15 protein-coding genes and 1 pseudogene are annotated in these 19206 nt (G+C 41.6%); 14 read left to right on the top strand and 2 right to left on the bottom strand.

Translation table 11 applies throughout. The features are described 5' to 3' along the window. Positions 1-371: 371 nt before the first annotated feature. Together AC4CUY_RS15600 and lipA are read right to left on the bottom strand one after the other, a co-directional pair. Positions 372-1469 (bottom strand): transcriptional regulator, encoded by a 1098-nt coding sequence (locus AC4CUY_RS15600; protein WP_419359779.1) that lies wholly within the window; start codon positions 1467-1469, stop codon positions 372-374. A gap of 291 nt (positions 1470-1760) precedes the next feature. Further along, positions 1761-2753, bottom strand: a complete 993-nt coding sequence (lipA, locus tag AC4CUY_RS15595; RefSeq protein ID WP_490774372.1) for a lipoyl synthase — start codon at positions 2751-2753, stop codon at positions 1761-1763. A 362-nt stretch (positions 2754-3115) separates the two neighbouring features. Here lipA and AC4CUY_RS15590 point away from each other — a divergent pair, with 362 nt between their 5' ends. The 14 genes and pseudogenes from AC4CUY_RS15590 to AC4CUY_RS15525 all read left to right on the top strand — a co-directional run bounded on the left by AC4CUY_RS15590 (position 3116) and on the right by AC4CUY_RS15525 (position 19182). Further along, positions 3116-4078, top strand: a complete 963-nt coding sequence (locus AC4CUY_RS15590; RefSeq protein ID WP_490774371.1) for a thiamine pyrophosphate-dependent dehydrogenase E1 component subunit alpha — start codon at positions 3116-3118, stop codon at positions 4076-4078. A 15-nt stretch (positions 4079-4093) separates the two neighbouring features. Then, entirely contained in the window at positions 4094-5113 is a 1020-nt protein-coding gene (locus AC4CUY_RS15585) for an alpha-ketoacid dehydrogenase subunit beta (RefSeq protein WP_004717558.1), read from the top strand. 1 nt (position 5114) lies between these two features. Next, positions 5115-6650: a dihydrolipoamide acetyltransferase family protein gene (locus AC4CUY_RS15580; protein ID WP_490774370.1), complete on the top strand. Its 1536-nt coding sequence runs from the start codon at positions 5115-5117 to the stop codon at positions 6648-6650. 10 nt (positions 6651-6660) lie between these two features. Next, entirely contained in the window at positions 6661-8061 is a 1401-nt protein-coding gene (gene lpdA, locus AC4CUY_RS15575; RefSeq protein WP_336951907.1) for a dihydrolipoyl dehydrogenase, read from the top strand. A gap of 11 nt (positions 8062-8072) precedes the next feature. Next, positions 8073-8858 (top strand): acetoin reductase, encoded by a 786-nt coding sequence (locus AC4CUY_RS15570; protein WP_336951906.1) that lies wholly within the window; start codon positions 8073-8075, stop codon positions 8856-8858. Between the two features lie 22 nt (positions 8859-8880). Next, the gene (locus AC4CUY_RS15565) at positions 8881-9939 is read left to right on the top strand and encodes a 2,3-butanediol dehydrogenase (protein WP_336951905.1); all 1059 of its coding nucleotides are present in this window, start codon (positions 8881-8883) and stop codon (positions 9937-9939) included. 104 nt (positions 9940-10043) lie between these two features. Continuing rightward, positions 10044-10475: pseudogene (locus AC4CUY_RS15560) on the top strand (TonB-dependent siderophore receptor); the annotation flags it as partial. A gap of 286 nt (positions 10476-10761) precedes the next feature. Then, positions 10762-11820: an ABC transporter substrate-binding protein gene (locus tag AC4CUY_RS15555; protein ID WP_336951904.1), complete on the top strand. Its 1059-nt coding sequence runs from the start codon at positions 10762-10764 to the stop codon at positions 11818-11820. 15 nt (positions 11821-11835) lie between these two features. Next, positions 11836-12546, top strand: coding sequence for a class II aldolase/adducin family protein (locus AC4CUY_RS15550; RefSeq protein WP_336951903.1), 711 nt, complete (start codon positions 11836-11838; stop codon positions 12544-12546). 33 nt (positions 12547-12579) lie between these two features. Beyond that, positions 12580-13773, top strand: coding sequence for an LLM class flavin-dependent oxidoreductase (locus AC4CUY_RS15545; RefSeq protein ID WP_336951902.1), 1194 nt, complete (start codon positions 12580-12582; stop codon positions 13771-13773). A gap of 12 nt (positions 13774-13785) precedes the next feature. After that, positions 13786-15363 carry an ABC transporter substrate-binding protein gene (locus AC4CUY_RS15540; protein ID WP_336951901.1) on the top strand — a complete coding sequence of 526 codons (1578 nt, stop codon included), beginning with the start codon at positions 13786-13788 and terminating at the stop codon, positions 15361-15363. Between the two features lie 2 nt (positions 15364-15365). Then, complete coding sequence (locus tag AC4CUY_RS15535) at positions 15366-16517, top strand: ABC transporter permease (RefSeq protein WP_224965543.1); 1152 nt, start codon at positions 15366-15368, stop codon at positions 16515-16517. Next, positions 16514-17368, top strand: a complete 855-nt coding sequence (locus AC4CUY_RS15530) for an ABC transporter permease (RefSeq protein ID WP_490774369.1) — start codon at positions 16514-16516, stop codon at positions 17366-17368. Before AC4CUY_RS15535 ends, AC4CUY_RS15530 begins: the two co-directional genes overlap by 4 nt. Further along, on the top strand, positions 17365-19182 hold the full coding sequence (locus AC4CUY_RS15525) for a dipeptide ABC transporter ATP-binding protein (protein ID WP_336951898.1): 1818 nt from the start codon (positions 17365-17367) through the stop codon (positions 19180-19182). The genes AC4CUY_RS15530 and AC4CUY_RS15525 overlap by 4 nt, the downstream gene beginning before the upstream one ends. The last annotated feature ends 24 nt before the right edge of the window (positions 19183-19206 follow it).

Below are 19206 nucleotides of genomic sequence, written 5' to 3'. Positions count from 1 at the left end.
ATGTAAAATATAATCATTATCATTTAAAGAGCATTTATGTTTAAATTACTTGTATTTTAATTTTAGCAATCGATTTATTGCGGAGAGAGGTAAGATGTGGCAGTGTAAGCTTTTATATAATTAAACAATACTATTTCATCATATTATTGATTTAATTAAAAATATTAATTAAGAGAAATTATATTATTGTGTCTGATTTTTTTTGACAGGTTGACTATATTTACCGTGCATTTTCTGTCGTTGGCTTTAAAAATTAGTCTTAGATTGATTCACTTATTATTTTTATACAGAGCAACTTTATAGCCTTAAACATCAGGGCAAAACAGTGCTGTGCTATCAGTTGTGCAATAAAATATCTAAGTTCATTGAGCCTAAAGTAATTTTAAAAAATACGGACGATGCTGACTTTGTTCAGGCAATAATTCCAGTACCCGTTGTATTGCATCATTACGTTCAGGAAGACGACTAATAATTTTTAAAAGCGGGTCAATATCCTGAATTTGATAAATCAGATGACTTAAACGCGCATCGAAACAATCACGCCATGTGGTCAAGAAAGGGCTTTCTGATTTCGCCAAAAAACTTCCTTTGTAGAGTGAAAATGTACTGGCGAGAAAACCTGTATTGAGGGATTGTTCAGCTCTGGTAAAGTCGGTTTGAATCTCACAAACTAGCTTATACGGGCGCGATAAAATACAGTTGGGGAGCAAGGTGCGTAATTGTGACATTTCTGCTTTTAAGGTTTTTTCACTAATGTCCCGATCACCGTATAAGGCATAGTGCAGTTCATCTAGGTTAATACCCTCAGGGTGTAACACAAGAATGCATAAAATTTCAATTTGTCGATGGGTCAATGTTAAAAGCTGTTGGTTAAATTGAACTTTGGGTGTACCAAATACTTTGAGATAAAGCATGTTTTTTTGTTCAAATTGAATCGCACGTTGAACCAACTCTGCACAGCGTTCTACAGCCAATACACCCAGTGAAGTATGCTTCTTGTACTTGGTCGATAAATTAATCACACCGTGAAATTGTCCAGATACAGGGTCAACGATCGGCGCGGCATAACAAACCCAATCCTGTACACTGTTCATCTGATTTTCATGTGAATAAACACAGCTAGAGAGATGATTATTTAAGGCCAAACCAATCGCATTTGTACCGACAGCCTGTGTTGACCAATGTCCACCTTCGACAAAATGCACTTGCTCAGCAGAGGAGAGCATAGCACGGCTACTCCATGTCCAAAGTAAGGTGCCATGATGATCTGTGATTCCAATTGCCATTTCAGAATCATCTGCAATTTTTAGTAAATCCGCATAATTATGTTGAAGAGAACGACGAAACAGAGAGGGTTCTGGTTCGGGAGGTAAAGCGAGAAGTGGCGCAGCAGTGACGGATTCGATATTGACAAAATGTGTGGTCTGTAAACGAAGCGCTTGCGGCTGTAGTTGATTCAATAGCTTCATATCATATTCCTTTATGATGAATGGTTATGCCATTAATACTTTGTATTCTTTATCGCTGTATCTGGTGATTTTATTTGATGACACCAAATTTTAATCTATATTCAAACAAATAGTGTTCTGAAAATAATCATCTTTATTAGGTTCTCACTTTAGAAGTTAATGTTTTGCTTTAAAATGAGTTTTCTGCTCACAAATGTTAAATAAAGTTACCAATAAAAAGACAGCGTATTTTTTTTGGTACTCATTGTTTAATATTTAGGTGTACATATTCACTTTGAACACTGAATCATCCTAAATTTCTGTGGCAATGTTTTCACGTGTAAACGGCTTAGGTACAGGCTCGCCCTTGTATTGACGATCAGCAAAATAGCTAGAACGAACCATTGGCGCACTCCATATATTTTTAAACCCTAATAACTCACCATGCGCTTGATAATGTTCAAACTCTTTCAATGAAACAAAACGATGTATTGGGGCATGAGATTTAGATGGCTGTAAGTATTGACCAATGGTGACATAGTCCACTTGATAGTCACTGAGGTCATTCAGCAACACAATAACTTCTGCTTCGACTTCACCTAATCCCACCATCAAGCCACATTTCGTTGCGATGTCTGGACGTAAATGCTTAAACCGTTTTAACAGTTCCAAGGAATGTGGATAATCTGAACCTGGACGCATTGCACGGTACAAACGAGGGACCGTTTCAATATTATGATTAAATACATCTGGCGGGGTTTCGCTCAGAATGTTGAGGGCAACTTCTAATCTGCCCCGAAAATCAGGGACTAAAATCTCAATTAGCGTATCTGGGCTACTTTTACGGATTTCTCGAATACATGCAGCAAAGTGTTGTGCTCCACCGTCAATAAGATCATCACGGTCTACTGAGGTAATCACCACATAGTTTAAATTTAGATTTTTAACGGTTTCTGCTAAATGTTTCGGTTCATCAGCATCTAAAATATTTGGACGTCCATGGGCCACATCACAAAATGGGCATCGACGGGTACAAATATCTCCCATAATCATAAAGGTCGCTGTTCCACCACCAAAGCATTGTGGCAAATTGGGGCACGCGGCTTCTTCACATACGGTATGTAGTTTTTGTTGACGTAATAAATTTTTAATACGTTGCACTTCTTCAGGCTGGCTGATCTTGGCGCGAATCCATTCAGGCTTTTGTGGGATCTGTTCTGTACTGATAATTTTTACTGGAATACGTGCCAATTTATCTGCACCACGTAGTTTTTGTCCTGTGGTGACTGAAACTTTTAAATCCATTTTAAATAGTCCATTAAATAAAATAACTTAATATAAGATGACATTTTTATTTTCGATGTCAATTATATTTAAAATTTTTTTAAATATAATAAAAGAGTGAAAAATATTAATATTATAAAATAAAGGTTGGTTAAAGGTTTGGTTTTTTAAGTTTTTGAAAATTATAAAAATTTAAAAATATTTTTTGCTTTGTAAGGTGCTGTTTTTAATATTTTTATTGTGTTTTATAAAGGGATATTTTTTTAGTCTAATATTAATTTTTAATGAAATAATTTTATATAAATATACGGGTTTTAAATACCAATATTTATTTTTAAATATATGGTTTTTACTTTTAACTGTGAGCATGAAGGAATAAGTATATGCAATTAACGGAAGAGCAATTGCTAGCAGCATACAGACGGATGCGAGATATTCGTGAGTTTGAGGATCGACTTCACGATGAAAATAATACAGGTGATATTCCCGGATTTATCCATCTTTACAGTGGTGAAGAAGCGGTAGCCGTTGGAATTTGTGAAAATTTGACTGACAAAGATTTTATTACCTCAACCCATCGTGGTCACGGTCACTGCATTGCCAAAGGATGTGATATTCACGGCATGATGTTGGAAATTTTTGGTAAAGATGATGGTTTGTGCCGTGGCAAAGGCGGTTCAATGCATATTGCTGATCTAGACAAAGGTATGTTGGGAGCCAACGGAATTGTTGGTGGTGGGCCACCTTTGGCAATTGGTGCAGCGTTAACCGCAAAAACCTTAAAGACGGGTGGAGTTGGTTTGTCATTTACTGGGGATGGTGGTTCTAACCAAGGTCTGACCTTTGAAGCCATGAATATGGCTGTGGTTTTAAAACTTCCCGTGATTTTTGTTTTTGAAAATAATGGTTTTGGTGAAGGTACTGCGCATGATTATGCAGTCGGAAGCAAAGACATTGCAGGTCGTGCTGCGGCTTTTGGGATGCCTGCTGAAAAAGTAGATGGGACAGATTTCTTTGCTGTGTATGAGGTCGCCCAAAAAGCCATTGAACGTGCACGGCGTGGCGAAGGCCCAAGTGTGATTGAAACCATTACCAATCGTTTTTATGGACACTTTGAAGGTGACCCAGGACTGATTCGTTCCAAAGAAGAACTCGATTATGTCAAAGAGCATAAAGATCCGTTGAAAATTTTCCGTGAAAAAGTCAAAGGCAAGATTGCTGAAGCCACGCTGGATGCAATTGATGTTGAATCAAAAGCCAATGTCGATGCTGCTGTCGCAAATGCACGTGCTGCCAATTATCCAGAATTTTCTCAACTTCTTACTGATGTTTATGTCTCTTACTAAAGGAATAGTAAAACAATGCCAAATAAAAGTTATCGAAACGCGATTAAAGAAGCGATTGAATCAGAAATGCGCCGTGACCCAAGTGTGATTGTTGTCGGTGAAGATGTGCGTGGCGGGCATGGCGGTAAAAATACAGATGACAATAAACTCGAAGGCTTTGGGGGCGTACTTGGTGTCACCAAAGGGCTATGGACAGAGTTTGGCTCTGAGCGTGTGATTGATACCCCGATCACTGAATCTGCAATTATTGGAATGGCGGCAGGGGCTGCTGCAACAGGTTTACGACCTGTGGCTGACCTGATGTTTATGGACTTCTATGGCGTATGTCATGACATGTTGTATAACCAAGCGGCCAAATTTCGTTATATGTTTGGTGGAAAAGCCAAAGCGCCTTTGGTGGTTCGAGGCATGATCGGCGCAGGCTTTTCTGCTGCCGCGCAACATTCACAATCCCCGTATAACGTGTTTGCTGCTGTACCCGGTTTAAAAGTCGTGGTGCCGTCCAGTGCATATGATGTAAAAGGCTTATTGATCCAAGCCATCCGTGATGATGACCCAGTGGTTTTTTGTGAACATAAATTGCTTTATGACATCAAAGGTGAAGTGCCAGATGAACCATATACCATTCCTTTTGGTGTAGCAAATTACACCCGTGAAGGAACCGATGTCACGATTATTGCCTTAAGTTTAATGGTGCATCGTGCCAATGAAGTCGCGGATAAGCTTGCTAAGGAGGGAATTTCTGTCGAAGTTGTCGATCCACGAACGATTTCTCCATTGGATGAAGAAGGCATTTTAGAATCTGTCGCGTCAACAGGGCGTGTGGTGATTGTTGATGAGTCTGCTGCCCGTTGTGGTTTTGGGCATGATGTGGCCGCATTGATTGCACAAAAAGGCTTTCATTATCTCAAAGCACCCATTGAACTGGTGACACCACCGCATTCACCTGTGCCATTTTCACCCGTATTAGAAAAACAATGGCTACCAAGTGTAGAACGTATCGAACAGGCTGTACGTAAAACGTTGGAGGCTTAGGATGAGCGAAATTAAAACTTTAGAAATCCCAAAATGGGGTTTGTCGATGGAAGAGGGCACCATTGCCCAATGGTTGATTCAAGCAGGCGAGCAGTTTAGTAAAGGACAAGAAATTTGTGAAATTGAGACCACAAAAATCGTCAATGTCCTTGAAGCACCGTTTGATAGTACCTTGCGTAAAATCATTGCCAATAATGGCGATACTTTAGTGGTGGGCGGGATCATTGCAATTTGTGCAGATGCGCAAGTTTCCGATGCTGAAATTGATGCCTTTGCTCAATCTTTGGCTGGCGCACCTATTCTCAATGGAAGCAAAGCTGTTGAAGTGGTTACTGAAAAGCTGACGGCAACGCAGCCTGAAACCAAGCCACAAACTGCGCCTAAACAGAATCGTATTGAGCAGGTATCAAAAGCTGTTGCCCAAAATGGTTATGTAATTCCTGCTGCATTACAAGGTTATCAACATGTTGAGTATTTTTTTGCAACACCGCATGCCTTGAAATTGGCTGAAAAGCATCAAGTGAATTTGGCGCTGGTTTCAGGCTCAGGGCGTGGAGGTCGTATCAGTGTGCAAGACATTCAAAACGCAGTTCAAGCTGCGGGTGGATCATGGCCCGATATTCGGCAGCAACCGAGTGGTAAAGTGGCGAAATCTAAAGCTGATGATAGCCAAGTGTTGGCAACACCAGTTGCACGTCGTTTAGCCAAACAATGGGGCATTAATTTACATGACTGTCGTGCCTCAGGATCAAGAGGGCGTATTTGTAAGGAAGATGTTGAAGCAGTTCATCAGCGTGAAAACCCTGCACTTGCCCAAAATAGCGCTGATGTAATGCGAACTGAAACTGCCAAGGTGACCACCATTGCGATGAATGGTATGCGTAAAGCCATTGCTTCACGCTTACAGGCAGCAAAACGTAATGCACCACACTTCCGTTTAACCGTAAATTTAAATGTGGATGCTATTCAGGGACTACGTCAACAGATTAATGCCACTGTGCCGCAAGTGAAATTGTCAATCAATGACATGTTGATTAAAGCGGCAGCAGCTGCATTGATCAAAGTGCCACAGGTCAATGTTCAGTTTGATGAAGAGAATCAGCAGATTTTGCAGTTTGATCAGGCGGATATCTCTGTTGCTGTAGCGATTGAGAATGGCCTCATCACTCCAATCATTAAAGCTGCCAATACCAAGTCTTTGGCACAAATTTCCAATGATATGCGTGATCTTGCAACACGTGCCAAAACTGGCAAATTGGCGCCTGATGAATTTCAGGGCGGTAGTTTCAGTATTTCGAATTTAGGTATGCTCGGCGTTCAACAGTTTGACGCGATTATTAACCCACCCCAAGGTGCGATTTTAGCTTTAGGTGCAGCAGAAAAACGGGCAATTGTTGAAAATGAGAGCATCGTGATTCGACAGATGGTCACCGCGACCTTGTCTTGTGATCATCGGGTGATTGATGGGGCGTTAGGTGCACAGTTCTTGGCAGCATTTAAGCAGTTTGTTGAAAATCCTGCATTGATTTTGGTGTAGGAGTATGAGCATGTCAGACACACAATTTGATCTCATTGTGATTGGCGCTGGTCCAGGTGGCTATGTGGCTGCGATACGTGCAGCCCAACTGGGTTTAAAAACCGCCATTGTAGAAGAAAAGCATTTGGGTGGAATTTGCCTGAATTGGGGCTGTATTCCAACCAAAGCTTTATTGAGTGGAGCGGCACTTGCACAGCAATTTAAACATTCACAACAGTTTGGTTTTTCTTTAGGTTCTATCGATTTTGATATCCAACAACTGGTTCGTCATAGCCGTCAGGTTTCTGAACAGTTGGTACAAGGGATTGGGCAATTACTGAAAAAGAATCAAGTTACTGTATTTAATGCAAGCGCTCAATTTATCGAGAAAGAAAGCTTAGAACTGACTGATGCAAAGGGTCAAAAACAGCAGATTTCTGCACCGCATATTATTGTGGCTACGGGCGCCAGAGCCGCCAATTTAGCGCATGTCCCTGTCGATGGACAGCATGTCTGGAGTTATAAAGAAGCTTTAGTCCCAGAACACTTGCCGAAATCACTTTTGGTAATTGGTTCAGGGGCCATTGGCAGTGAGTTTGCCAGTTTATATCAGGACTTAGGTTGCCAAGTGACTTTGGTTGATATTGCCAAACAGATCCTACCTAGTGAAGACATTGAAGTTGCCAAATATGTGCAAAAGCAATTTGAACAGCATGGTATGACGGTTTTGACTGAAGCTGCTGTACAAAACATCGAAATAGATAAGGACCAAGTACATTGCCATGTTGAAACCGCAACAGGTGTACAAATCATTACTGTTGAAAAAGTCCTTTCCGCAATTGGTGTACAACCTAATACTCAAAATTTGGGTTTAGAAAAATTGGGTATTGAGTTTGAGCATAGTTTTATTAAAGTTGATCCGTGGTGTAAGACCAATGTAGTTGGAGTTTATGCCATTGGTGATGTCGCTGGTGCGCCGTGCTTGGCGCATAAAGCCAGTCATGAAGCAATTTTATGTGTAGAAAAAATTGCAGGGCTGACGCATGTACATGCTTTAGATCGTAGCCAAATTCCAGGGTGTATTTTTACCCATCCGCAGGTGGCAAGTATTGGTCTAAGCGAGCAAAAAGCCAAAGCAGCTGGTTTTACAATCAATGTGGGTAGATTCCCTTTACAAGCCAATGGTAAAGCTTTGGCTTTAAGCGAGACCACAGGATTTGTAAAAACTATTTTTAATCAAGAAACAGGGGAATTATTGGGGGCACACATGGTGGGTCATGAGGTCACTGAACATATTCAGGGCTTTGCCATCGCTAAATATTTAGAAGCCACTGATGAAAGCCTAGCACAGGTTATTTTCCCACATCCTACGTTATCTGAGGCGATGCATGAGTCGGTTTTATCGGCAATGCAACGTGCAATCCATATTTAAGGAGTCGCAACATGCCTAGAGGTCTAAACAATAAAGTCGCATTAATTACTGGTGCCGCACAGGGCATAGGACGCGGTATTGCTTTACGCTTGGCACAAGAGGGCGTACATATTGCCTTGGTTGATCTTCACCAAGAAAAGTTAACTGCTGTTCAGCAAGAGATTCAAGCATTTGGGGTTAAAGCCACCACATTTATTGCAGATGTTGCTGATCCTGTACAAATCAGCAGTGCGATTGACCATGCAGAATCAACATTAAATGGCTTTGATATCATTATTAATAATGCAGGGATTGCCCAAGTCCAAGCCTTGGCAGAGGTCAGTCCAGATGAATTTAATCGGATTATGAATATCAATGTGGGTGGTGTGCTGTGGGGGATTCAGGCCGCTGCCGATAAATTTAAACAGCGCCGAAATTCTGGCAAAATTATCAATGCATGTTCGATTGCTGGGCATGAAGGTTTTGCTTTGCTTGGTGTCTATTCAGCTACTAAATTTGCCGTTCGTGCTTTGACTCAAACAGCAGCAAAAGAATATGCCAGTGCTGGTATCACTGTGAATAGTTACTGTCCCGGTGTAGTTGGTACAGATATGTGGGTGGAAATAGATCAACGTTTCGCTGATATCACTGGTGCACCCGTTGGTGAAACATATCAGAAATATGTGGATGGAATTGCTTTAGGACGTGCCGAAACCCCAGATGATGTTGCCGCATTGGTTGCTTTTCTAGCCAGTGAGGACGCTGATTATATTACTGGACAGTCAATTTTGACCGATGGCGGAATGGTTTATCGTTAATATTGGAATGAGGAATGCATCTATGAAAGCAGCTCGTTTTTATGATAAAGGGGATATCCGAATAGAGGATATTCCAGAACCACAGGTACAACCAGGAACAGTTGGCATTCAAGTCGCATGGTGTGGTATTTGTGGCACAGATTTACATGAATTTATCGATGGTCCAATTTTTATTCCTCCGTGTGGTCATCCGCACCCGATTTCGGGTGAAGCTGCACCTGTAACCATGGGGCATGAGTTTTCAGGTGTGGTGTACGCTGTAGGGGATGGCGTTGATGATATTCAGGTGGGGCAACATGTTGTGGTTGAGCCTTATATCATTGCGGATGATGTTCCGACTGGACCGCATGACAATTATCACTTGTCAAAAAATATGAATTTTATTGGTCTAGGTGGTCGCGGTGGTGGGCTATCTGAAAAAATTGCGGTACAACGCCGTTGGGTACATCCCATTTCTGCCCAAATTCCGTTGGATCAAGCCGCATTGATTGAGCCTTTATCTGTCGGGCATCATGCCTTTGTAAGAAGTGGAGCACAGTCAGGTGATATTGCCTTGGTGGGTGGAGCGGGCCCGATTGGATTGTTATTGTCTGCAATTTTAAAGGCCAAAGGCTTAACCGTCATCATTACCGAGCTCAGTGCAAAACGTAAAGAAAAAGCCTTAGAAGCGGGTGTTGCCGACTATGTGCTAGATCCGTCTCAAGTGGATGTTGTGGCTGAAGTCATGAAAATCACCCAAGACCGTGGGGTAGACGTGGCTTTTGAATGCAGTAGTGTCAATAAGGTCATGGATACACTGGTGGCAGCTATGAAACCAACTGGTGTGGTAGTGATAGTTTCGATCTGGAGTCATCCTGCAACGATTAATGTGCATAGTGTGGTGATGAAAGAGCTGGATATTCGCGGTACGATAGCCTATGTTAATGACCATCAAGAAACCATTCGCTTGGTTGAGCAAGGTAAAATCAATTTAGAACCTTTTATTACCCAAAGAATTGCTTTAGATGATTTGGTTTCGCAAGGCTTTGAAACCTTGATTCATAACAACGAATCTGCGGTCAAGATTATTGTGCATCCCTAGAAATCATACTACTCAATAAGGCATGTTATTGGTTAATGAATCGTGTGTGGGAGGGCTTCACAATTACTGATCAATAATCAATAACAAGTTTTAGCTGAAGTGAAATTGAATGGAGCTTCTTTGGAGCACCTATTGCGAATCTTGGTGTAATCGGTGGTGTTGCCTATATTGATCCTGAATTAACCCAAACTGCAGGTGGTAAAAATCAAGGCAATATTGCGACTGGGGTTGCCAAGCAACAGGCGAAATTAGGTATGGAGTGGGATATTTCGATTTTGCAGGGTTTAATCTAGACTGGAAATGCCACAGCAGTTTCAAAGCAATATATCAATCAGGAACATACACTACATGCTTCTGAACGAACACTGTTTGATGTTGAGGCGAGATATAAGACCAATGTTTCAAGTTTTCCACTAAACTTAGCTGCGAGTATCAATAACGTGACCAATAAGGCGTATTGGGGCATGCCACAATTGTCCAGTTTAGCCTTGGGTGCACCTCGAACTTTTATGCTGTCGGCTTCTATCGATTTTTAATTTAAGCGATACAGCACTATATTTTTATATGGTGCTGTATGTTGATTCAATGAGGGGCTTTAAATCTGTTCAATCAAAAAATAATGCGGATGGGATTTTTGTCTCAGGGCAGGCTTGCTTAAAGCGCTGTTGATAAAACAACACTAAATCTAAAACAAGTGATGAAATCTAAACATTTATTAAAATTAGATTTTGTATAAGATATTGAAAATTATAAAAATAAATATTGGCATAAAAGCTGCTCAATACAAGTGATATGAAATTGGAAGTATCTTAAGGAATACCTATGTCACTTGTCATCGATAAAAAAGAAAATTCTAAAGAGTTTGTAAAAAGTACTTTATCTGAAATTTGGGTCACACGATGTCCTGTACCCACTGCAACAGGAATCTCATTAAAACGCGGCACCTTAGTCGAAAAATTTGAGCGACATGGTATTGATGTTGCGGTATTGCAAGATGCGCGTAAAGGCTTGTCTGTGCATCATTTTGATCATCAGCTCCCGGCTTTATTCCGTGAAGGAGGTAATGTACCTGCTTTGGCTGCGCGTTCAGAAGGTGCCCCAAGTCGTCTGATTGGATTAACTTGGATTGATGAATGGCAAGTGATTATTGTTCGACCAGATTCAGCAATTCGTCAGCCTGAAGATTTAAAAAATACCAAAGTGGCTTTACCTGAATATGCCGATAAACGTGCAGGCAGTATTTTTAGAGCCATGTCATTACAAGGTATTCGAGGGGCTTTACAACTTGCAAATTTAAGTTTTCGTGATGTTGATTTTATTGAAGTTCCTGAGCGAGCTGAATCGAAACAAGATCGTGATGCCAGTGCCTATTGGTCAGGCCTTGATGCCTTGATTACAGGTGAAGTGGATGCCGTGTATGTCAAAGGGGCATCGGCTGTTGAGGCAGCCACCAAACGTGGTTTAAAAGTCGGTATCGATTTAGATCAATTTACAGATGTGACTTCGCGTGTGAACAACGGGACACCTCGACCTATCACGGTACATGAAGATTTATTGGAACATCACTTTGATGTCGTCGTTGACTTTCTGGAAGAGCTTTTTGATACCGCAGATTGGGCAGAAGATCATTTAGATGAAGTGCTGGTTATTCTACAAGATGAAACCATTGCGGGTGCTGAAAGTGTGGCTACAGCGTATCGTAATAATTTTCATAAATCTTTACATCCTTCATTAAGTGCAGAACGCCTTGAGCTTTTAAAACAACAAAAAGATTTCCTTTGGTTACATGGCTTCCTTGAAAAAGACGTCGATCTTGATACATGGGTCGATCATCGCCCATTACTCGAAGTTTTAAAGCGTCGCCAAAATAAACAACGTTAAAACAGGATATTTATCATGACTACACTGATTCAATCGCCACTTTCCCCTGAACTTAATGATTTTATTGAACGCAACCGTCAAAAAGCTGAATTTGCATTTGAGGTGTTCCGTGAGACGGGCACCATCACTGCCAATGGCACAGTCAATTTTGTTGAACGCGCCCCTGAAAATACCTTGGTGACCTTTAACTATGCAGGTCCTTGGTCACGAGATAAAAAAAGCAAAGTATTGGTAGAGAAACTTGATGGTGAAGTTTTATTGGGACGAAAAGGTGCGGGTGGCCGTTATAACAAACTATTTTGTGAACATGCAGATGTCACCACAATCTCTCATGTACATGCACCGAATTTAGGTGCTTGGGCCCAAACACACCGAACCCTACCGATTCGTTATGTGCCTGTTCAGCGTTTTCATTTATTTAATGAACTGCCGATTTATATCGATCGCCGTCAAGCAGAAGTCGATTTTATTTTAGATCAACTCAAGATTGATATTGAGCATCGGGCTATTTTGGAAGCCAATGGCGGTGCCACAGTTTGGGGGCGTCAAGGTCTACAAGAAACTGCTGAATTTATTTTATTGCTTGAAGAAGGTGCTCAAATTCAACTGTTAGCAGAACTGGTTGGGGGAAGTCGTGAATATGGGCAAGGGGTGCTACAGCAACAGTGGAAAATGAGTGGATTGACTGAAAAAGCAAAATCACTGGGATTACTTCCACTCCATTAGAAACATGATTTAAAAACAAATATAGAGAATATTATGGCTGTAAAACTTTTATGGTATCTCACCTCTCCTGATGGTCCCTATCCTTGGTTGGAGTCGGGACGCTGGGATACCGATTATGAACATTTACAACAAATTGCAATTACCGCAGATCGTCTGGGGTTTTACGGTTCACTCATGGGTACAAGTGAGTATGAAACACTGGCAGTTGCTGCGAGTTTAATTCCTTTTACTGAGCGCCTGAAGTTTTTGGTGGCGCAGCATCCAGGTGAAGTTCAACCCGCAGTCTTAGCCAAATATGCACAAACTTTTGACTCTTTCTCTCAGGGACGTTTGTTGTTTAATGTGGTCAATGGCAATGATCAGGGACTTGCCGCATTGGGTATTCATTATTCACATGATGAACGCTATGACTTTAGTAAAGAATACTGGAGCACATTTCAACAGAATTATTTAGGCGATAAATCTGGCTTTCAGGGTGAGTTTATTCAAGTTGCTCCACGTCAAGAGGGGGCTTCACCGATGTCAAAATGGCATGGGGCAACCCAAAAACAAGGCGTACCGCTGTGGGGAGCTGGCACATCAGCCAAAGGGGTACAACATTCAGTGGAATTGCTGGATGTGTATTTAAGCTTTGCCAACACACCGCCGCTGCTGGGAGAAAAATTCAGTAAAGTTGCAAAAGAAGCCGCTAAAGTTGGACGAACTTTGCAGTATGGAACTCGCTTACAAATTATCGTTCGTGAAACCGAAGAAGAAGCGTGGCAATACGCGCAGTCTCTACTCGATAAAATTGATGTGAATTATGCGATTGAAGCTGTAAAACGTCAGCTTCCACCCAATGAAACTTTCGAAAGCTATCAGAGTAGTAACCCGATTGTTCAAAAAAATTTAGAACGCTTACGTCAGGGGATATTACCTCAAGCTAAAGACTTTGAAATTTATCCAAATATTTGGACAGGGCCATCACTGTTTGGTTTTGATATCTTAAATCCCGCTGCGGGGACCGCATTGGTCGGGAGCGCTGAAAATATTGCTCAACGTATCCAAGAATATGAAAGCTACGGTACATCTGCATTTATTTTGTCAGGTTTTCCTTTAATTACGGAAGTTTATCGTGTTGCAGACTTGTTGTTTCCTTTACTTGAGCTCGATCATGGTTTTGAGTTACCGAAGTTAAAAAAATGCTCGTCTGTAGATTCTCTGTTGAATCAAGAAACTGTGGTTTAAAAGGAGAATCCTATGAGTAAAATTACGCGCAGAGTATTAATTAAAAATACGGGTTTAGGTCTAGGTACGATTGCAGCAGCAAGCCTGATTGGGTGTTCTCGTTCCGATTCCTCAGCATCAAATGAAGCTGCTGCACATACAAGCCAGCATACCACACCGCAAAAAGGTGGAGTGATCAAAATTGGGGTGATTAATGGTAATCAAGCTGGAAATTTAGATGCCCATAAGCCGATTGGGATGTCGAGTGCCTTTAGAGGTTGGCCGTTATATGCCAAATTATGGGAATGGGGGCGAGATATTCAACCTAAATTGGCGCTTGCTGAATTTGCAGAACCCAATGAGGATGGCACTAAATGGACGATTCGGCTAAAGAAAGGGCTTGAGTTTCATCATGGTAAAACCATTACAGCCGATGATGTCATTTTCTCTTTACGTCGTTTGACCGATCCTAAACTGGCGTCTCCCTTTGCGGCTTATCTGTATTCACTACAGCGCGATGCGATTAAAAAGCGGGATGATTACACCGTTGAAATTCCATTTGCTCAAGGCAAAGGCTTAGTAGCCCTACCTGAAGCATGGATGAGTTGGGGCGGTATTGTTCCAACAGATTATGACCCAATCAAGAATGTCGTCGGAGCAGGCCCGTTTAAACTAGAAAGTTTTACCCCAGGTCAACGTTCCCGTTTCGTACGTTTTGAAAATTATTGGAAAGACAATCAGCCTTATGCAGATGCCATTGAAATTATAGATTTTAAAGAGCAAACCGGGCGTCTTGCTGCTTTGCAATCAGGGCAAATTGATATTGCATCAGGTATTAGTGCCGAGCATTTATCTTTGATTCAAGCCAATAAACGACTGAGTGTTGTTTCATCTGAAACAGATGCTTGGCAATCCTTCGATATGAATACCACTAAAGCACCGTTTAATGATCCTCGTGTCAGACAAGCATTTCGTTTGATTGCCAATCGGGATGATTTAGTGAAACGGGCATTGGCGGGTCAAGGACGAATTGCCAACGATCTGTATTCATTTAGTGATCCTGTTTATAACCATGAAATTCCACAGCGTAAGCAAGATTTAGCCAAAGCTAAAACACTATTAAAAGCTGCTGGTTTTGATCAAAACTTAAAAGTTGATTTATATACAGGACCAGATAGCAATGCCGCCTTGGTGTTTGCGCAACATGCAGCGCAAGCTGGCGTGATTGTAAACGTTAAACAAGTTGAAGCTGCAACATTTGCAGATGCAGTCAAACAAGATTGGGCATTGAGTACAGGTTCAAATGTTTCTCGTCCATTTTTATTGACGGTATTGCAGATTGATGGACCCGGTGCAGCCAATAACAAAACCCGTTTTAATCAAGCCCGTTTTACGGAGCTGGTGCATCACGCATTGCAACAGCCTGATCTGGAAAAACGCAAAGTTCTGGTGCATGAGGCACAGCAAATTCAACATGAACAAGGTGGCTTACTGATTTGGGGTTTTAACAATGTTTTAGATGCACATTCTCATCAGATTGGTGGTGTAACACCTGATCGAACCGGTTTTGCAGCATGGCGAACTGATGAGTTTTGGCGTAAAGGGGAGTAATGATGACGACTCAAGCCAGCAAAATTGAAAGCTCGATTCAACATCCAGCTATCGCCAAGTCGTTTGAATTTCCTGCATGGTTACCTTGGTTTTTGACCCGTATCGTGTCAGGAATTTTAGTGATTTTTGTGATTAGTTTAATTGTATTTATCGCGACTCAAGCGCTTCCATCTGACCCTGCGCGGGTCATTTTAGGGCCAGAAGCACCAGAAGCTACGGTTCAAATACTGCGTGAACAATTGGGGCTGACTCAACCGATATTGGTGCAATACTGGAATTGGCTGACTCAATTATTACAAGGTAATTTTGGACGCTCAATTGATTCTAATGTACCTGTGTTACAGATTATTCAAAACTATTTTGGTAATACGCTTGCTTTGAGTAGCTTGGTAGTGGCAATCACTGTACCGATTTCAGTTTTACTTGGGGTTTGGTTATCGCTACGTCGTGATAGCAAACTAGACCGAATCATTGTATCTAGCTCGATTATTTTTAAAGCAGTGCCCGGATTTGTCATTGCCATTTGGCTGATGATGTTGTTTTCAACTTCGATCATGCATGTATTACCTGCTGCATCATTGTTGATTCCTGGGCAGTCTCCGTTTAGCCAGCTAGAGTTTTTAATTTTACCCATTTTAACTTTAGCTTTATCGCTTATTCCTTATCTCATGCGTCTTGTGCGAGGCTCAATGATCGATGCCTTAGAGTCCGATTATGTCACTTCAGCACGATTACGTGGTATTCCAGAGCGTCGCATTATCTGGAAGCATGTTTTACCTAATGCTTTAGTGCCCGTGGTACAAGGCACGGCATTGACCATACGGGTTTTACTCAGTGGGGCTTTAATTATTGAGGTTGTATTTAGTTATCCGGGAATTGGCAATGCATTGAATGCAGCAATTGAAATGCGGGATATTCCTACGATTCAAGCGATTGTGTTATTGCTGACCATCTGTGTGGTGGTGGTCAATTTAATTGCAGACTTAATTACGACTTTACTCACACCGAAAATACGCACTGCAAAAAAACATAAAGCCCGCTCACCTGGTTTACGTCAGGCATTACGTTTATGGAAATCTGGCCGACCGATTACGGTAAAGCCTGTGGATCGCCGTAATGCCTTGAAGAATATCAATTCGGGAGAGGGAAAATGAGCACACTTCATTGGTATCAACGTAAGTTTTTTAAAGCCTTGATTTCTGAGCGACAAGTTCGTTTTGGTTTTGTAGTGACAAGCTTAGTTTTGATATTTGCGCTTATTGGCCCAGTGCTGGTTCCTTTTGAACCAACTGCCTTAGTGGGCATGACCTATGGTGCGCCTGAAGCACAGGCTTTTCTTGGCTATGACTATATTGGGCATGATGTTTGGTCTCGTGTATTAGCGGGTGGTGCTTCAATTATTTGGATGACCCTCGCTGCCAGTCTGGTGGCTTTAATTATTGGTTCCAGTTTAGGCATATTGGCTGCTTTTGCACGAGATAAAGTTGACCAGTTTGTGACTTGGCTGACGGATGTTTTTATGGCATTTCCTGATCTGATTTTAGTGCTATTAATCGTTTCGATGCTAGGGCGTGAGCCATGGCTGATTGTGCTCACTGTTTCGATTGCTTTTATTCCTGGGGTAGTACGTCTTGCACGAAGTGTTGCGCTAAATTTGGTTGAGCAAGAGTATGTAGAGGCCGCCAAAATTTTAGGTTACTCGAAAAGCTATATTTTATTCCGTGAAATCCTACCCAATATGCTGACACCCTTATTAATTCATCTTGGGGTGATGTTGACGTGGGCTGTTAGCATGTTATCTGGTCTGGCTTTTCTTGGTTATGGTATCGCACCTCCTGCAGCCGATTGGGGCCTGATGATTAATGAAAATCGTGCTGGGTTATTGGTTCAACCGTGGGCAGTATTTGCACCGGTGATTTTAATTGCTTTGTTTGCGCTGGGAACCAATGTGTTGGCTGAAGGTGTAGGGCGTGCCGCAGCACGGATTGAGGAAAAATCACCATGACAGAGATTTTAAAGAATACGGTACTACAGGTAAAAGACTTAACGGTGGCATTGGTCAACACAGGCAATCATGTGGTTTCGAATATTTCTTTTCATTTAAATGAGGGCGAAGTCCTTGGGTTGGTGGGAGAAAGTGGTTCAGGTAAAACCACATTGTCGAGTGCGTTATTGGGCTATGCACGACATGGTGCCAAAATTATTCAAGGCACAATTGCGCTGGATGGACAAGATATCCTCAGTCTTGACGATCACGCCTTGCGTCAAATTCGAGGTTATAAAATCAGTCACGTTGCCCAAGATCCGGGAACGGCACTAAATCCAGCATTAACCATTGGACAGCATCTACTTGAGTTATTAGAAGTCCATCAATTACGCTTATCCAGTAGTGAAAGAAATCATAAAGTTGCTAAAATTTTAGATGAAGTGGGATTGCCTCAGGATGATGTGTTTTTAAAGCGCTATCCTCATCAACTTTCTGGCGGGCAACAACAACGGATTTTATTAGCATTGGCATTTTTGTTACAGCCTCGCTTAATTGTCTTGGATGAACCGACAACAGCATTGGATGTTACGACCCAAACTTTAGTGCTGAATATTATTCGTAAATTATGTCGCGAATATAATGTCGCAGCAATTTATGTATCACATGATTTGACTGTGGTGAAAGATATTGCAGATCGCGTAATCGTCCTGTATTCAGGCCAGATTGCAGAAGATGCCGCATTAAGCCAGTTATTTGAAACGCCAAAACATCCTTATACCCAAGGTTTACTCAATGCCATCCCCGATGTGTCGATTCGTAAATATTTATCCCCCATCGAAGGACATGCACCCTCACCGAATGATCGTCCAACAGGATGTGCTTTTGCCGCAAGATGTACTTTCGCTAGCGAATTATGTCATCAACAGCAACCGAAATTAACCCTGTTATCTCAAGCATTTGATCCACATTTTGTTGCTTGTCATCATTGGGATGAAGTGAGCGTGATCAATTTTCAAGAGCTTGATCCGCATATGATTGAATTAAAAACAGATCAACAGGCACTGCTTAAAGTAGAACATATCAATGCTTGGTATGGCCAGCAACAAGCACTTTTCGATGTTTCTTTTCAAATACAGCGTGGAGAATGTTTGGCCTTAGTCGGGGAGTCTGGTTCAGGTAAAACCACACTGTCTAGAGTGATTGCAGGACTGAATGAAAATGCAGAAGGTCAGGTGATTTTAGCAGATGAAGTATTGTCCTTGCAGGGACAAAAACGTCAGTTAACACAACGACATAAACTGCAATATATCTTTCAAAATCCATATAAAGCCTTGAATCCAGCACATACCATAGGACAGACACTCACTAAAGTGGTTCAGCACTTTTTTGCTACATCTCAGCAAGAAACTCAACAAAAGGTCGTTCAGGTACTTCAACAAGTATCGCTTCCTCCACAGGTTCAAGAACTCTACCCAAGAGATTTATCTGGCGGAGAACGGCAACGTGTAGCGATTGCACGAGCGCTGTTATGTCAGCCTGATGTCTTGATTTGCGATGAAATTACTTCTGCTTTAGATGTCTCAGTACAAGCATCTATTTTAAAACTGTTGCAACAATTGCAAAAGCAAGGCGTAACTTTACTTTTTGTTACCCATAACCTTGGGGTAGTTAGAGCAATTGCTGATCGAGTTGCCGTTTTAAAAAATGGCCATCTGGTGGAATACGGTGAAACCGATCAAGTACTGAGTCATCCGCAACATGCGTATACCAAAACTTTGCTTACACATGCCCCCAGCTTATTTAAGACTACAGCACAGCGTATCTGTGCATAAAAAAAGAGATTTTCCGGAGTTAAA

It is taken from the genome of Acinetobacter sp. 778_lipA, from assembly GCF_058242985.1.
This window is presented reverse-complemented; position numbering and strand designations above follow the sequence as displayed.

Excerpts from the sequence above, each read along its gene's own strand:
- AC4CUY_RS15525 (WP_336951898.1), top strand. The coding sequence starts at position 17,365 with ATGACAGAGATTTTAAAGAATACGGTACTACAGGTAAAAGACTTAACG.
- AC4CUY_RS15580 (WP_490774370.1), top strand. The coding sequence starts at position 5,115 with ATGAGCGAAATTAAAACTTTAGAAATCCCAAAATGGGGTTTGTCGATG.
- AC4CUY_RS15535 (WP_224965543.1), top strand. The coding sequence starts at position 15,366 with ATGACGACTCAAGCCAGCAAAATTGAAAGCTCGATTCAACATCCAGCT.
- AC4CUY_RS15570 (WP_336951906.1), top strand. The coding sequence starts at position 8,073 with ATGCCTAGAGGTCTAAACAATAAAGTCGCATTAATTACTGGTGCCGCA.
- AC4CUY_RS15565 (WP_336951905.1), top strand. The coding sequence starts at position 8,881 with ATGAAAGCAGCTCGTTTTTATGATAAAGGGGATATCCGAATAGAGGAT.
- AC4CUY_RS15585 (WP_004717558.1), top strand. The coding sequence starts at position 4,094 with ATGCCAAATAAAAGTTATCGAAACGCGATTAAAGAAGCGATTGAATCA.
- AC4CUY_RS15545 (WP_336951902.1), top strand. The coding sequence starts at position 12,580 with ATGGCTGTAAAACTTTTATGGTATCTCACCTCTCCTGATGGTCCCTAT.
- AC4CUY_RS15530 (WP_490774369.1), top strand. The coding sequence starts at position 16,514 with ATGAGCACACTTCATTGGTATCAACGTAAGTTTTTTAAAGCCTTGATT.
- AC4CUY_RS15550 (WP_336951903.1), top strand. The coding sequence starts at position 11,836 with ATGACTACACTGATTCAATCGCCACTTTCCCCTGAACTTAATGATTTT.
- lpdA (WP_336951907.1), top strand. The coding sequence starts at position 6,661 with ATGTCAGACACACAATTTGATCTCATTGTGATTGGCGCTGGTCCAGGT.
- AC4CUY_RS15540 (WP_336951901.1), top strand. The coding sequence starts at position 13,786 with ATGAGTAAAATTACGCGCAGAGTATTAATTAAAAATACGGGTTTAGGT.
- AC4CUY_RS15600 (WP_419359779.1), bottom strand. The coding sequence starts at position 1,469 with ATGAAGCTATTGAATCAACTACAGCCGCAAGCGCTTCGTTTACAGACC.
- AC4CUY_RS15555 (WP_336951904.1), top strand. The coding sequence starts at position 10,762 with ATGTCACTTGTCATCGATAAAAAAGAAAATTCTAAAGAGTTTGTAAAA.
- AC4CUY_RS15590 (WP_490774371.1), top strand. The coding sequence starts at position 3,116 with ATGCAATTAACGGAAGAGCAATTGCTAGCAGCATACAGACGGATGCGA.
- lipA (WP_490774372.1), bottom strand. The coding sequence starts at position 2,753 with ATGGATTTAAAAGTTTCAGTCACCACAGGACAAAAACTACGTGGTGCA.